Source organism: Motilimonas cestriensis (assembly GCF_021295315.1).
GTDB lineage: Bacteria > Pseudomonadota > Gammaproteobacteria > Enterobacterales > CBDFNC01 > Motilimonas > Motilimonas cestriensis.
Genome location: NZ_JAIMJA010000026.1, coordinates 1 through 16,183 on the forward strand (window position 1 = coordinate 1; position 16,183 = coordinate 16,183).

The 16,183-nt window shown below is 44.2% G+C and carries 9 protein-coding genes; 8 read left to right on the top strand and 1 reads right to left on the bottom strand.

Going from position 1 to position 16,183, the window contains the following annotated elements:
• Positions 1-125 precede the first annotated feature (125 nt).
• A complete protein-coding gene (locus tag K6Y31_RS18870) occupies positions 126-1,385 on the bottom strand; it encodes an HD-GYP domain-containing protein (RefSeq protein WP_233054574.1) in 1,260 nt (419 codons plus the stop codon).
• Between the two features lie 114 nt (positions 1,386-1,499).
• On the opposite strand from K6Y31_RS18870, the gene metA reads away from it, so the two are divergent.
• From metA to prsT (K6Y31_RS18910), 8 genes are all read left to right on the top strand, one after another.
• Positions 1,500-2,426, top strand: a complete 927-nt coding sequence (gene metA / locus K6Y31_RS18875) for a homoserine O-acetyltransferase MetA (protein WP_233054575.1) — start codon at positions 1,500-1,502, stop codon at positions 2,424-2,426.
• 133 nt (positions 2,427-2,559) lie between these two features.
• Positions 2,560-6,252, top strand: a complete 3,693-nt coding sequence (gene metH / locus K6Y31_RS18880) for a methionine synthase (RefSeq protein ID WP_233054577.1) — start codon at positions 2,560-2,562, stop codon at positions 6,250-6,252.
• A 136-nt stretch (positions 6,253-6,388) separates the two neighbouring features.
• Complete coding sequence (locus tag K6Y31_RS18885) at positions 6,389-6,556, top strand: rubredoxin (protein WP_233054579.1); 168 nt, start codon at positions 6,389-6,391, stop codon at positions 6,554-6,556.
• Between the two features lie 5 nt (positions 6,557-6,561).
• Positions 6,562-9,357, top strand: coding sequence for an XrtA/PEP-CTERM system TPR-repeat protein PrsT (prsT, locus tag K6Y31_RS18890; RefSeq protein WP_233054580.1), 2,796 nt, complete (start codon positions 6,562-6,564; stop codon positions 9,355-9,357).
• A 177-nt stretch (positions 9,358-9,534) separates the two neighbouring features.
• Entirely contained in the window at positions 9,535-10,641 is a 1,107-nt protein-coding gene (locus tag K6Y31_RS18895; protein WP_233054582.1) for an EDSAP-1 family PEP-CTERM protein, read from the top strand.
• Positions 10,642-10,821: 180 nt separating this feature from the next.
• Positions 10,822-11,643 (top strand): PEP-CTERM/exosortase system-associated acyltransferase, encoded by an 822-nt coding sequence (locus tag K6Y31_RS18900; RefSeq protein WP_233054584.1) that lies wholly within the window; start codon positions 10,822-10,824, stop codon positions 11,641-11,643.
• Positions 11,644-11,734: 91 nt separating this feature from the next.
• On the top strand, positions 11,735-13,336 hold the full coding sequence (locus tag K6Y31_RS18905) for an FAD-binding oxidoreductase (protein WP_233054586.1): 1,602 nt from the start codon (positions 11,735-11,737) through the stop codon (positions 13,334-13,336).
• Positions 13,337-13,354: 18 nt separating this feature from the next.
• Positions 13,355-16,156, top strand: a complete 2,802-nt coding sequence (gene prsT, locus K6Y31_RS18910) for an XrtA/PEP-CTERM system TPR-repeat protein PrsT (protein WP_233054588.1) — start codon at positions 13,355-13,357, stop codon at positions 16,154-16,156.
• The last annotated feature ends 27 nt before the right edge of the window (positions 16,157-16,183 follow it).

Below are 16,183 nucleotides of genomic sequence, written 5' to 3' on the forward strand. Positions count from 1 at the left end.
CGCCAAGCGCCAATTAGGCTCATTATGAGCAGTAGAAAGCCCGATTCGAAAGAGTCGGGCTTTTTTACGTCTGCAGAAAAATAATTCCCATCGTACAAGACACAAAAAAACCACTCGAAAGTGGTTTATTTTTTATCATGCTCAAAATAATAGCTGGTTCTCACCCTAGGGTTAAGGTACTCATGCACCGAGGGCGGTAGGCTTTGTGGCTTAATCACTTTTTCAATGGTCAACTCAGCTTCTTCGAGGTCAATAATCGGCGCTTCTGTTCTTGGTACAGCAGGATCAAACACTAGTACCTTGGGAAATAATAAACGATCCGAGGCAACTGACATTACCATGCCTACTTGGCCATTTGATAGTTGAACCACACTACCTGGTGGATAAATACCTAATAGTTTAATTAATCGGCCTAAATAGTCTTTGTTAAACAATTTTGCTTGCTGCTTAAAAAGAATAGACAATGCTTGGTAGGGTATTTTTGCGTGTTTAATATTGGTTGGGTGGCAAATGTTGTCATAGCGATTTACTACTGCAACGATCTGAGCCAATTCATTAATTTCATTAAGCTTTAGTCCGGCTGGATAGCCACTTCCGTCGGCACATTCATGGTGTTGTAATATGATTGTTTTGGCTTGCTCGGGAAAATCTTCAACCAGCTTCAGTAAATCAATTGCATACTTACAATGCATTTTATAAAGATTTTCTTCTGCGTTAGTTAATGGCGTGGCTCTTCGAACGATTTTAGAGGGAAGCTTGATGGTTCCGATATCATGAAACAAAGAGCCTAAGCCAAGCATTTTTATTTCTTCTAAGGTACAGCCTGAGGCTTTGCCTAACATCATGCTGAGCACGCTCACATTCAAAGAATGATAATAGAGCGCCTCGGTTTCTTTTGATTCTCCCATTAAATGTAATACGGTATTTTCCGCATTCATTAGCGATTCTGCCATGGTCTCAATTAATTCTACCGCATCATTAATTGCATTGAGGGGGCGGCTAAGTATTTTCCCCATCACGGATCTAACTTGCGACATGCTTTTAGTGAACTCTTTTTCACATTTTTGTAGCTGGCGTCGATAATTTTTTAGTTCTTCAATACGGTCCTGCTTGTCCTGCCATAGCTGCTTTTGCAATGCGAGTACAGCATCTTCTTCTTCATGAGAAAGTACCGAAATAGGAGTGTTGGCGGCTAGTGGGAGGTTATCTGACTTTTCAGGCACAATAGTGACATGCTTAAGTCCAAGGTTACGTATCACATCAATTTGATCTTGCGACTTAATCTTAAAATTACTGAATAAAAATGGGTGGTTACCCCAATTAACAGGCAGCTTCACATAATTACCGAGTTGTAATCGATTCACCGAGATTTTTAATTCAGCCATATCATCCTTGGCATTAAAGATAGTCTTATAACTTTAGCATATCGCAACTCCTAGCTGACAAGCTAACTTCTTTTATGTAGACTTCTGGAAGTCTAGACATTTTTGGAGATAACCATGCCCATCCGTATCCCTGACGCCTTGCCGGCAGTTGACGTGTTAAGATCTGAAAATATTTTTGTCATGCCTGAATCGAAGGCGATGCATCAAGATATAAGACCCCTTAAAGTATTGATCTTAAACCTAATGCCCAAGAAGATTGAGACCGAGACTCAATTGATGCGGCTGTTGTCAAATACACCATTACAGGTTGATGTTGAGTTAGTCCGCGTTGATGCCCGCGCCTCAAAAAATACACCAAAGGAACATCTCGATGAATTTTATCAAGATTTTGATCGGGTAAAATCGCAAAAATGGGATGGCTTTATCATTACCGGTGCCCCGCTGGGTACCGTGCCCTTTGAGGATGTCTATTACTGGGATAAATTTGTAGAAATAGTTGAGTGGTCGAAACATAACGTTACCTCTACGCTATTTCTTTGTTGGGCCGCACAAGCGGCACTAAACGTTATATATGGATTGAAAAAGCAAAGTCATGAGCAGAAGCACTCGGGCGTGTTTGAGCATCAAACCTTTAATCAACAACACCCACTAGTACGTGGTTTTGATGATTTCTTTCAAGCGCCTTTATCGCGTTATGCCAAATTTTGTCCCGAACAAATAGCAGCACAAACCGACTTGAATATTTTTGCTAACTCCGCAGAGGCTGGCGTTTATTTAGCGGCCACCACTGATTGTCGTCAAGTCTATATCACCGGCCATCCAGAATATGATTTTGATACCTTACATGATGAATATGTTCGCGATCAGAATGAAGGCTTGGCGCCGAAGTTACCGATTAACTACTACCCCAACGACGATGAAACACAAACGCCTAGGGCCAGTTGGCGTAGCCACGGTAACCTTTTGTACAGTAACTGGTTAAATTACTGCGTCTATCAACAAACGCCGTATGATTTAGATCAGCTTGGCCGCACAGAATAATAGTTGTTGGTGTGGCAAATAGAATAAAGCTACTGATTTAATCGTTATATGTTAGGTCATCGTAACGTCTTATCTCAGTCCAAAATATGATAAACTCGCGTAAATTTTGTACGCGTTACAGGCAGTAGAAGCAATGGAAAACAAAAAGCAATTATTGGAAGCGCAATTAGCAAAACGTATTTTGTTGATTGATGGTGGTATGGGTACAGAAATCCAATCTTATAAATTGGAAGAAGCCGACTATCGCGGCGAGCGCTTTGCCGATTGGCACTGCGATGTAAAAGGTAACAACGACTTACTAGTACTGAGCCAGCCGCAAATGATTGCTGACATTCATAAAGCTTACTTGGATGCCGGTGCCCATATTTTAGAAACCAATACGTTTAACGCCACCACCATTGCGATGGCGGATTACGAAATGGAATCTTTGTCTGCTGAGATTAACTTTGAAGCAGCCAAGATTGCGCGTCGCGTTGCCGATGAAAAAACAGCAGAAGATCCAGATAATCCAAGATTTGTTGCCGGTGTATTAGGCCCAACTAACCGCACCGCTTCTATCTCGCCTGATGTAAACGATCCCAGTTTTCGTAATGTCACGTTCGATCAACTGGTTGAAGCTTATAAAGAATCAACTAAAGCGTTGATTGATGGTGGCGCCGACATTATTTTGATTGAAACCATCTTCGATACCTTGAACGCCAAAGCCGCTTCCTTTGCAGTAGAAACTGTATTTGAAGAAATGGGTATCGTATTGCCCGTGATGATTTCGGGCACTATCACCGACGCCTCTGGCCGTACCTTATCGGGTCAAACCACCGAAGCTTTCTACAACTCCATGCGTCACGTTAAGCCACTTTCTTTTGGTTTGAACTGTGCGCTTGGCCCAGATGAGCTGCGCACCTATGTACAAGAGCTATCACGCATCTGTGAAACTTATGTTTCTGCCCATCCGAATGCAGGATTACCTAATGCCTTTGGTGAATATGACCTCGATGCTGAAGAAATGGCAGAGCATATTAAAGAATGGGCTGAACAAGGCTTTTTAAACTTGGTGGGTGGTTGTTGTGGCACCACGCCAGCGCATATTAAAGCCATGGCTGATGCTGTAGAGGGGGTCAAACCTCGTCAGTTGCCAACCATTGAAGTGGCATGTCGCCTAAGTGGTCTTGAGCCACTTAACATTAACGCAGATACCTTATTCCAAAACGTTGGTGAGCGTACCAACGTGACCGGCTCCGCCCGTTTTAAGCGTCTAATTAAAGAAGAACAATACGACGTTGCATTAGAGGTAGCACAACAGCAAGTAGAAGCTGGTGCGCAAATTATCGATATCAACATGGATGAAGGCATGTTGGATTCGCTGCACTGCATGGAAAAATTCCTCCACCTTTGTGCCACCGAGCCAGACATTTCTAAAGTGCCGATCATGATTGACTCATCGAAATGGGAAATCTTAGAAGCTGGCCTGAAATGTGTGCAAGGTAAAGGTATCGTTAACTCCATCAGCATGAAGGAAGGTAAAGAAAACTTTATCAACCAAGCTAAGCTTATCCGTCGGTATGGTGCCGCCGTGATCGTAATGGCATTTGATGAATTAGGCCAAGCTGACACTCGCGAGCGTAAATTCGAAATTTGCGAAAAGTCATACCGTATTTTGGTCGACGAAGTTGGCTTTCCGCCGGAAGACATTATTTTCGATCCGAACATCTTCGCCGTGGCTACCGGTATCGAAGAGCACAATAACTACGCCGTAGACTTTATCAATGCGGTTAAAGACATCAAAGAAAACCTACCACACGCCATGATTTCAGGTGGTGTCTCTAACGTATCTTTCTCGTTCCGCGGTAATAACCCGGTGCGTGAAGCTATCCATGCCGTGTTCCTGTATTACTGTATTAAAAATGGCATGGACATGGGGATCGTTAACGCGGGCCAATTGGCTATTTACGATGACATCCCCGCCGAGCTAAAAGAAAAAGTGGAAGCGGTCGTGCTTAATAAGCACCCTGGCGCCACGGAAGAGTTATTGGATATCGCGGCTAAATATGCGGGTACTGATGCTGAGGTTGAAGACCCTAAAGTAGCAGAATGGCGCAGTTGGCCTGTTAATAAACGTCTAGAGCATGCACTCGTCAAAGGTATCACGGAATTTATTGAAGACGACACCGAAGAAGCGCGTGCGGCAGCAGCACGTCCACTTCACGTCATTGAAGGTCCATTAATGGATGGCATGAACGTGGTGGGTGACTTATTTGGCGCCGGTAAAATGTTCTTACCACAAGTGGTTAAATCGGCGCGAGTAATGAAACGCGCTGTGGCCTACTTACAGCCCTTTATCGAAGCCGAAAAAGGCGAAGGCACGCAAACTGCGGGCAAGGTGGTGATGGCGACGGTAAAAGGCGACGTGCACGACATCGGTAAAAACATCGTCGGAGTGGTACTGCAATGTAATAACTATGAAATTATCGACCTTGGTGTGATGGTGTCGTGCGATAAAATCTTAAAGGTGGCCAAAGAAGAAAACGCCGACTTAATAGGCTTATCTGGCCTGATCACACCATCGCTAGATGAGATGGTGTACGTGGCCAAAGAAATGCAACGTCAAGGCTTTACCATTCCGCTGTTAATCGGTGGTGCCACCACATCAAAAGCTCATACCGCAGTAAAAATTGAGCAAAACTACGATCACCCAGTCGTGTATGTTTCCAATGCCTCGCGCGCGGTTGGCGTCTGTCAAACCTTACTCAGTGAAGACGGTAAACCCGCCTTTATCGAGCGTTTAAATAAAGACTACGACACTGTGCGAGAGCAACACGCACGTAAAAAGCCTCGTACCCCGCCGGTGACGCTAGAGGCCGCGCGTGCCAATGGTTTACAGTTAGATTGGGATGCCTACACTCCGCCAGCACCGCTCAAACCGGGTATCCATAAATTTGAAAATTACTCTATCAAAGAGATTCGTGAGTATATTGATTGGACGCCTTTCTTCTTAACGTGGTCGTTAGCAGGAAAATATCCACGCATTCTTAACGATGAGATTGTCGGTGAAGAGGCTAAGCGTCTGTTAAAAGATGCTAACGACATGCTTGATGAGCTAGAAGCGTCAGGTAAAGTGCAAGCGGCGGGGATTATCGGTATCTTCCCAGCTAACCGAGTCGGTGATGATTTAGAGGTGTATACCGATGAGTCTCGCACTGAAGTACTCACCAACCTTTGTGGCTTGCGCCAGCAAACAAAAAAAGGCAAAGGCTATGCTAACAATTGTTTATCAGACTTTGTCGCACCGAAAACCTCAGGTAAGGCCGATTACATTGGCGCCTTTGCGGTAACCGGTGGTATTGGTGAATCTGACTTAATCGAGGCATATAAAGCCAATCACGACGACTACAACGCCATTATGATGTCGGCGGTATGCGATCGTTTAGCTGAAGGCTTTGCTGAGCTACTGCATAAAAAGGTGCGTAAAGAAATTTGGGCTTATGCTCCGGATGAAAACTTAGATAACGACGATTTAATTCGTGAAAAATATCAAGGTATTCGTCCTGCGCCGGGCTATCCTGCTTGTCCTGAGCATACCGAAAAGGGCGAGATTTGGAAGCTGCTTAATGTTGAAGCTGAGATCGGTATGAAGCTGACAGAAAGCTATGCTATGTGGCCGGGAGCTGCCGTGTCGGGTTGGTATTTCTCGCACCCAGAGAGTAAGTATTTTGCGGTGGCGCAAATTCAGCAAGATCAAGTTGAAGACTATGCCAAGCGCAAAGGCATGACGCTAGTAGAAGCAGAGCGTTGGCTAGGGCCTAACTTAGGTTACAATCCAGACGCATAATCGTGACTAAATCAAGTCGACATCATTTTTAAGCCGCTTTTTGCGGCTTTTTTTATATCTGTAAATTTGCCAGCTATGCTTAGCATATCTTTTCTAAAATGGTTGAGGGAAGATATCAGTCATTATGGAGAAATTAATGCGGCGATGGCGTTGTCAGATCTGTGGATTTGTTTATGACGAACTAAGAGGGTTGCCTGAAGAAGGGATCCCTGCAGGGACTTTGTGGTCTGAGATCCCTGAACACTGGACCTGCCCCGATTGTGGTGCAGATAAGGCCAGCTTTGACATGCAACCGATAAGGTAAATAGCGTGGGCTGTTTATTAAAAATGATCAGCAAAGGTTTTTTTCGCATTTCCCTGTGCCTTGGCGCGCTATTGCTTACTGCTTGCGGTGGGCCATCCACAGCGGAGCATAAGGCGCTTGCTGAGCAGTATTTACAGCAACAAGACTGGGCCGCTGCGGCCTATCACCTAAAACAAAGTATTCAGCAAGATGGCAAGCAGGGCGATGCTCGGCTGAAGTTAGGCCAGTTATATCTACAACAATTTCAACTTGATAATGCGATAAAAGAGCTGCGAGTGGCGAAAGCGCTTGGCTTGGCCGCAGCATTACCACCTTTAGCTCAGGCATATAGCTGGCAAGGGAAATATGCCGATGTGTTAGTCCTTACCGTCAATGAAAAAGTACCCTACGAAGAGCAAGCCGAGCTACTTATGTTGAAAGTAGAAGCGGCCTTAGTGTTAGAGCCATTGGCTAAGGCAGAGCAATACCTTGAAACCTTGGCTAAGGTTGCTCCCGATTCGCGAGATTTTTACTTAGCTCAAGCTTATTATTTATTGGCGCAGCGACAGTTAGATCAGGCCTTGCCTTGGCTGGAAAAAGCGCTAACGCTAAACCCAACCGATCAACGAAGCTTATGGTTGCAAGCTAAAACACTTTATTCATTAAAGCATTATGATGATAGCGCAAAAATTTTAGCGCGCTTACTATCGCTTGCTCCCACCCGTGTTAGCTACTATCTATTAGCTGTTGATGTTGCTTTTGCCATGGGTGAAATTGATTTGGCTGAGCGCTATATCAATCAAGTTGAAGGCTTAGATAAAAAGCAACCACAGCACATCTTTAATCAGGCATATTTAGCCTTGCAGCATAAGAACTTTACTCAAGCTATTGCGCTAACAGATAAGCTACTCCTCATTCAGGAACATTTTGGCGCAAGGTTGATTAGTGGCATAAGCCATTACTATCTGTCTAATTGGGAGCAAGCTTACAATCAGTTTGCTCGTACGGCGGAGCAATTGCCAAAAGATCACATCGTGCAACAGTTGATGGCGGATGTGTTGTTCAAATTAGGTCAAGTTGAACAATCTGCTGAGGTTGCCAGCGCTGCTAATTGGTATGATGTTAATCAGTTACCCTTGCTCCTTTCACTCTCTTCTGGCTTACAGCAGCACGGTCAAAATGAAATGAGCCAACGCCTTTTACATCAAGCGCAGCGTATGGTTGAAACTGGCGCATCAGGGGAATTAAACACAGGTGTTATCCAGTTACTGTCCGGCGAGCTTGAAGCAGGTATTACGTCCCTTGAAATAGCGCTAAGCGAATCAAACGGCATCAAGGGTAATGATAGCGGCCAAGTATTGCTATTTAATGCTTACCTCGCTGCAGCAAAGTGGCCGCAAGCAGAAAAGCTCGCCTTGGACCTATTTAATAATATTGAATACAAGGTGTTAAGTTACCAAATGCAGGTTGTTTTATTACTAAAGCAACAGCAGTGGGATGCGGCACAAAAATTACTGCAGCACGCTATCTTAGAGCAGCCTAAATCAACTGAGTTATTGTACCTTTTGGCCCATTCGCAGTTTTTCCGTGGCAATATAATGGCAGCTCGAACCACTACTGAGCGATTACTACAACTGCAGCCTGAGTCGCAGCAAGGACTCAAATTAGCAACATTAATCGATCTAAAAAACCAGCAGATCGAACTTGCGATAGGGCGGTTATCTCAACAACTATCAGCGTCGCTATCCGCCGCTAATAGGTTATTGTTAGCGCGTTTATATCTGCTCCATCGACAACCTGATGCAGCGTTAACGTTGTTAATGGAGATGCCGAACCAAGAGAAGCTAAGTAAAACATGGCAGTTTTTAGTGGCCATGAGTCATCAGCAGTTACAGCATTGGTCGCAGGCAGAGCAAAGTTTCATCTATTTACTTAACGCTCAAGGGTTAACAGAGGCAATGCTATTACCACTGGCACAGGTGATGTTAATGCAAAATCAATATGCTGAGCTGTTAGCCATCTTAGAGCAATATCCCTTGGTTGAAAGTTCTGCCTATCAAGCTTTATATGTGCGATTACTGATTAAGCAACAGCGTTGGTCTCAAGCTAAGGTTGCGTTACGACAAGCCAAAGCGAATTTTCCTGATCAGGCCGCCATTTTTAACCGCTTGCTGCTACAGCTAACACTCGCGCGGGGAGAAAACCAAAGGGCGGAGCGGTTAATTGAACAGCAGATGCAACAAGACCTTCAGGTGCAACAAGTGCTCGATTTGGTGCACATTTATCGCGCACTCCAACCAGAAAAAGCTTTATTAACACTCGTGTCGGGTTTAAAACAGTTTCCACAAAACTTGATGTTGCTACAAACACAAGCCCAATTACTTTGGCATTTAGGCGAGGTGCAGCAAGCGAAGTCTATTTGGCGACATATTATTACTTTACAGCCAGATGATGTCATCGCCTTAAATAATCTTGCTTGGCTCAGTTACCAAGGTGGCAGGATCAGTGAAGGCTTAAGTTTGATAGAAACGGCTTACCAATATCAGCCAAGTAATCATAAGGTGCTTGATACTTATAGTGCGTTACTGGTCGCTCAGTCTCGCTATTCCGATGCGATTGCATTATTAGAGAGCATTCCTGCTGCATTAAGGGGGGAAAACGAATTGTTACACTTAGCTCAAGCATATTACGGCAACAATGAATATATCAAGGCTAAGCGAGTGCTTGATGAGTTATCGATAACTGAAATGGAGGCTTCTGCACAGATGGAAGTACGCGCTTTACGCGCGATGATAGATGCTAACTTGCAAACTGCTTCTTAGCTATTTACGCTGTCAGGATCCTTTACACTATGCCATACCTAGCGCGCTGTTAAACACGTAAAAACAATCTAACCGAATGAAATAAATAGCTTTAAAATAACTGGCACCAAGTATGCAACTTATGATTCAGAGGCAGCAGCACCGCCTTTGAATCATCTAACATACGAGGTGTACACCATGGATAAGTTTAAGAAAACAGCACTTAATGTTGCCCTAGCGGGAGCGGTATTAGCAGGCTTTTCAGTTCCCGCACAGGCTGAAGGGGTCCTCTCTACAGCTACTTTAGAATTAAAGAACCTATTATTCTTGAAAGATGACGGTTCACATTTCAGTTCTCTTGATTTTGATTTACTTTCCTCAACGGCTGAAAACGAGGTAAATAATGCAACCGCAGAATTAAATGGTGCTTTATCAGCTGCACCTAAGGTGACAGCAGACGCGTTTGGTCCCAATGCAAACATTGATTTAGCGCCACTATGTGTTGGTACTGGCTGCCCTGTCGCTAATAATGACTTTAATACCTCGATTATTAGCAGTACGTTAGGGGATCCAACTGTGAATCGAGCTTATTCTGATTCATTGATCGCGGGCTCGGTAATCGACCGTGATATTAATGGTAATGGTGTCATTGATGCCGGCACCTACTTTTTTGACCATGATGGGGATGCTGGTACGCCCGATATTTTAGTGTCAGAAGTAACCTCAGGGTCGAATACAGGGGCCGAATCTACAGTTGAGCTAATTAACGACGGCAGTGGTGCTGCTGGGGTGACCAACTCATTAAGCAGTACCATCAAGTTTACATATACTGGGCCAACAACCTTCTTCAATATTGCGTTTGATGCTACCGCATATATGGAAACCTATATTTCCACTTCACCTAAAACGCCAATGGATGCGTTTGCTGGTGCAAACTACGCACAAACATTTATTCTGACGGATCTTGCGGCTGGCGACATTCTAGATTGGACACCCGGTACGGCCGCTGCAGCGGGTTCATCAACCGACCCATTCCGGTTAACGGCTAAAATAACTGCGGATGAAATTTCAGCAGGCTTCTCTGAAACGCGTACGCCAACAGGTATAACATTAGGCTCTGTTAAAACAGGCAGCTTCACCGCTCAATCTTCTGCTCTGCTCGTGTCAGGACGGACTTATACCTTTAGTGCGAATACCGATACCAGTGTCAGTGCTTCACTTAAGGTTCCAGAGCCTGCATCTATTGCATTATTTGGCTTAGGTCTATTGGGCCTTTCACAGATTCGTCGTAAAAAACAAGCTTAAGACAGTGATAAGCACCTAGTTCGCTAGGTGCTTTTTTTATTTCTATTGAATTAATTAGCTAAGTGTAAAAAAAGCTGACACACCGTGTTAGACCTAACCCAAAGCTATGTAGTTAATCTTTGGTGGGAGACAAGTTGAGCTAGTTGAGCCGTTCCGTATTTTGTAGGCATGGAAGTATATATGGGCAAACTTAAGCGTAAAATTATTCACTTACCCGGTATCAATTATTTAATACGTAAGGTTGTGTCATACAAAGCAAGCCGTGAGGCTAACGAAATCGCCCATCACTTTGATGAATACTTAAAACCTCTTATCGCCCATGAGCAACACCTTCGCGATGAAGTGCATAAAATTCGTCACAATGTATATTGTGAGGAGTTGGCTTTTGAACCATCTCGCCCCGATGGTATGGAGCAAGATGATTTTGATCCCTTTTCTATTTTTTGTGTGATTGAGCACAAGGCGAGTCATCACTACGCGGGTTGTGTCCGTGTGGTCGCGCCGCAAACACCAGATCAACAGCTACCCTTAGAAAAATTTTGCCAAGGTGCAATTACCGATCCTCACCTAAACCCTGCCAATTTTGATCGTACTAAAATTTGTGAAATATCTCGTCTTGCTGTCCCTGCTGCGTTTCGACGTCGTAATGCTGATAAGTTTGCTGGGGCTGAGACCGGTGCCGTGAATGAAGAAACCTACTCAGAAAAAGAGCTGCGCTGCTTTCCTTTTATTGCTATTGGACTTTATTTAAGTGCGGCCTCAATCGTGATAAACCGTGATATCGAACACTGCTTTGTAATGATGGAGCCGAGGCTAGCGCGTAGTATGCGTTTTGTGGGAATTAAATTTAAACAAATTGGCCCTACGGTTGAGTATCACGGCAAGCGAGCGCCTTATTATATAAACCCAATATTATTTTTACGTAACTTGTCACCCGGCTTCAAAGTACTGCATTTGAACTTGGAAAAAGGATTGGCTAAAGATGTGCGCCATTTAGAATAACTCAGTACAGGGCTTTTCACATCTTTAGCGGGGCGCGAAGCAAAGAACTTAACTACACTCTACAATACCTGTTCTGGCTTGGGGGAGTAAAATGGAAGATGCACTATTAGGTAAGTATGCCGCGATTGTCGGAGAAGCTTATGCTTTAACCTCGCCCGAACAGCTACTTCCTTATGAGACAGCAACTTACGAAACATCAACTAAGGTGAAAGCGGTGTTGTTGCCCAATTCCACAGAACAAGTGCAAGCATTAATTAAGCTGGCTAACGAGCATTTAGATCCTATCTATCCCATTAGTTCAGGTAAAAATTGGGGTTATGGCTCAGCGGTGCCAACCGCAGACGGTTGCACCATTCTAGATTTAAGTCGGATGACAAAAATTGTTAAATTTGATCCTGATTTGGCTTATGTCACGTTAGAGCCAGGGGTGACACAAAAGCAGTTATACGATTTTTTGCAGCAACAAGGTGGTCACATGTGGATGGATGCCACTGGCTCCTCACAAGACTGCAGTATTATTGGTAATACCATGGAGCGGGGCTTTGGTCACACGCCATACGGAGACCATTTTGGTAGTGTTAGTGGTCTTGAGTTAGTGCTAGCCAATGGTGAGCGTTTTAAAACGGGTTTTGGCCGTTTTCCACAAGCGCAAGCCGCGGAGGTTTATCATTGGGGGGTTGGCCCTTATTTAGACGGTCTTTTTAGCCAATCTTCTTTTGCGGTGGTGACACAAATGACAGTGTGGTTGATGCCTAAACCTGCCTACTTTCAAGCTTTTTTTTGCAGTGTTGATAAAGACGATTTTGGTCCGATGGTCGATGCTCTGCGGCCACTACGCCTTGATGGCACGCTAAAAAGTGCCATGCATTTAGTGAATGGTGATAAGGTTGTTTCTGCCTTTGATCAATATCCTTGGCAAGAAATGGAAGGCGCAGCGCCTCTTTCTCGAGAGTGGCTGGCGCAACGTTTAAAGCAGCTAGATGCCAAAGAGTGGAATGCTTCTGGTGCCCTATATGGCACTTGGCTTGAAGTCGCTATTGCCCGTAGAAAGATTAAAAAAGCGTTAGCAAATATCCCTTCGCGTAACATCAAGTTTCTCGATGACAAGCTGTTAAAGCTTGCGCGTTTAGTGCAAAAACCCTATCAGATGATCACCGGTTTTGATTTAAAAGGAGCCCTTGATAAAAGTATACCTGTTTACCTGCTAAAACAGGGGGTTCCCACCAATGCCTTTATTCCCAGCACTTACTGGCGGAAAAAAACGCCGCCGCCTGAAATGGACCAAGCGCATCCCGATCGCGATAGATGCGGACTACTATGGTTGGCGCCCGTCGCGCCGATGACAGGCAAGCATGCAACACGCTTAGAGCATCTCGTTTATAAGTATCTTCTGGAATACGGTTTTGAGCCTGCGATTTCAATGACCTTGCTGACTGAGCGGTGTATTGATTGCGTTATTTGCATAACTTATGACAGAGATAACCCAGAGGAAGAGCAGCAAGCACTGGCTTGTCACGATGCCTTGTTTAGCGCGTTAACCAGCGAAGGCTATTTCCCCTATCGCTTATCAACTCGTGCGATGGGGATGTTGCCCGCCGCAGCACCTGCGTATATCAAGGTTGTTAATGATATCAAACGCGTCTTAGACCCTAACTTGATATTGTCACCTGGTCGTTATCAAGAAAAGGATTAACCTTGTAAGGACACAAATATGATCAGCTTGAGAGTAAAATCTTATATTGCCTGTTTTTTATGCTTTTGTTTAACGATGTTAGTCGGTTGTGGTGAAACCAGTATTAATGAGCAAGAAGCTTATGAAAAGGCGTTAGCGTTTCAGCAAGCCAATGAGCATAGTAGCGCCATTATCGAATTCAAGAATGTAATGAAAGTTAATCCCAGTCGTAATGACGTTAAAATGCAATTAGCTGATTCTTACATTTACATCGGGATGTACCCTTTTGCCGAAAAAGAACTGACGAAAGTTTTAGCGCAAGAAAGTTCGCCCGAGATAAAGCTAAAACTAGCTAAGGTTTTACTAATGCTAAATGATGCATCACGTCTAAAAGAGGTGCTGGCCAACCGACAAGATTGGCCCGTTGCTTTAGAGGTTGATGCCTTAGCTGTACTGTCTCAGGCTGACTTATTAACGAATCAGCCAGATTTAGCCTTAGCGGAATTAAAGCAAGCCAAAGCCCTTAATCTGGTCACTGCTGAGTTATTATTTGCCAGTGCATTGCAAGCGTTGGCTGTAGACGATGAAGAAGAGGCGCTGAAGAATATTGATTTAGCATTGGCCAAAGAGCCGAACTTAGTCAAGGCGATGGTGATAAAGGGGCAGGTATTAATGCAGCAACAAAGGTTTGAACCTGCACTTGCGTTATTTAATCAAGCCGCAACAATGCAATACGCCAATCCAGAACTATTAATGAACCCTGCTCGTGTTTATGTACTAAATAATCAGCTGGACTTAGCGCATCAGCAACTAGACAAGCTATTAAAAATTATTCCAGAGCACATTGAAGCTAATTATTTTAAGGCTTTTTTACAGCTACAAGCTAAAAATTATGAGCAAGCATTAGTTTCAGCCGAAAAAGTGTTAAAAGTGGATAACGAGCATATTGCGTCTCACTTTATTTCGGCTGCCAGTGCCTACTCCCTTGAACAATATGAGAAGGCCTTTTCTCATGCCACTAAAGTGACCTATGCCTACCCCGGCTATACTGAAGGGTTGAAATTAAAAGCCGCCATTCAGTTTAAGTTAGGTGATGAACTGGCAGCGACTGAAACCTTAAGTGCGCTCAATGCATCTGACTTTAATCAGCAGGATATTGGTTTGCTGAAGGCAGCAGGGCAGACCCAGTTACTGAATGATGATTTTGCATTGTCACAGCAGCTATTTGAGCAAGCTGCTCAACTAGCTCAAGATGATCAGTCTCTTACTATGTTAATGACGCAAACTGCGTTCTTGCAGCCCGATATTGATAAAGGGATAGAGCAGTTAGAAATCATCAAGCAAAAAATACCAGAACAAGAAGAAGTCGAAATAGCATTAATTGTCAGCTATCTGAAAAAAGGCGACTTTAACGAAGTTTTGCAGCGAGCTAAAGCGTTACAAACACGTTTACCTAAACAAGGGGTCGGCTTAGTATTGCAAGGGATCGCTTATGTTCTTAACCGGCAGCTTGATTTAGCTGAGCAAGCGTTCCTAGCTGCCCGAGAGATTGAACCGAGCAACTTAGGGACGTTACAGAATTTGGCGGCGATAGCATTACAGCAAAAAAACTATGAGCAGGCAGAGCAATACTACTTGGACACCCTTGCTATCGATAAAACAGACTTGAGTAGTTTATTACAGCTTTATTTACTCGCGAAACGTAAAGGCGAGGTGGAGCAAGGTCTGGTTTATTTAAAACAGGCGCTGCAGTACCACCCCGATAGCATGGCTGCTAATCTTCCCATGATTGAGTATTTCTACTTTAACAACCAACCACAACAAGCCTTAGTGTTGGCAAATAATATGTTAGAAAAGCACCCGCAACCAACACCGGAGCAAGCCAAAATATTGTTCTATAGTGGCGTGGTGCTGCAGTACTATAAACAATGGGAGGCGGCTAAATCTCGTTTAGAGTCATTTGTTGATCGCTATCCCGCCAGTTATTTAGGGCATTTCCATTTAGCTACGGTATATGCCATGAGCAACGATTTACCCGCCGCGCGCAGCGAGCTAGATAAAGCCATTCAAGCTAATTCATTTTATCCGCCGATTGCCATGTTAGACATTCGCTTGTTATTAAGCCAAGGTGAGTTTGTAAAAACGCGGCAGGCAATACAAGGCTATCGTGAGAAATTTCCAAATACAGCTGTTGTTGATGAAATGCAGGCCCGTCTTGAATTGGCTCAAGGTAATTTCAATGAGTCGATAAATTGGTATCAAAAAGCACTAGCCGAGTCGGAGACGAATTACCTCACGGTGCAACTGGCCAATGCTCATTGGTCAGCAGGGCAAGCCGATCAGGCTATTCAGGTACTAACGGACTGGCTTAGTAAATATGATAGCGATGTGTTATCACGCCGTGTGTTAGCTGATTATCAGATGGTCGCAGGGCAAGATCAGCAAGCAATAGATAACTTAGTTAAGCTTAGCTCACTGTTGAAGCCAGATGCGCATATTGAAAATAACTTAGCTTGGCTTTATCAAAAGCAGGGGAAAGCAGATCTCGCCCTTGGTCATGCCGAAACGGCCCATGATTTAGCACCCGATAATGCCGGTATCATGGATACTTTAGCGGTTATTTTATTGCAGAAAGGGGATGGGATCGCCGCTGAGCGATTACTTACTCGCGCGGTGCAGTTTTCACCCGACGACCCTGATATCCAATATCATTTAGCACAGGCGATGATCAAAAACGGTAAGAAAGAAGCGGCGAAAGAGGTGCTCGAAAAACTTATTAGTAACCATCAAGATTTTCCAGCCTTAACGGAAAGTAAGGCCTTGCTGTTGTCGTTATCTTAGTTTTCATCATGTCAGAGTTTCCTATTG

What these genes read in the sequence shown, in the direction of transcription:
- prsT (WP_233054588.1), top strand. Translation starts at nt 13,355, where the DNA reads ATGATCAGCTTGAGAGTAAAATCTTATATTGCCTGTTTTTTATGCTTT.
- K6Y31_RS18900 (WP_233054584.1), top strand. Translation starts at nt 10,822, where the DNA reads ATGGGCAAACTTAAGCGTAAAATTATTCACTTACCCGGTATCAATTAT.
- K6Y31_RS18870 (WP_233054574.1), bottom strand. Translation starts at nt 1,385, where the DNA reads ATGGCTGAATTAAAAATCTCGGTGAATCGATTACAACTCGGTAATTAT.
- K6Y31_RS18885 (WP_233054579.1), top strand. Translation starts at nt 6,389, where the DNA reads ATGCGGCGATGGCGTTGTCAGATCTGTGGATTTGTTTATGACGAACTA.
- metH (WP_233054577.1), top strand. Translation starts at nt 2,560, where the DNA reads ATGGAAAACAAAAAGCAATTATTGGAAGCGCAATTAGCAAAACGTATT.
- K6Y31_RS18905 (WP_233054586.1), top strand. Translation starts at nt 11,735, where the DNA reads ATGGAAGATGCACTATTAGGTAAGTATGCCGCGATTGTCGGAGAAGCT.
- metA (WP_233054575.1), top strand. Translation starts at nt 1,500, where the DNA reads ATGCCCATCCGTATCCCTGACGCCTTGCCGGCAGTTGACGTGTTAAGA.
- K6Y31_RS18895 (WP_233054582.1), top strand. Translation starts at nt 9,535, where the DNA reads ATGGATAAGTTTAAGAAAACAGCACTTAATGTTGCCCTAGCGGGAGCG.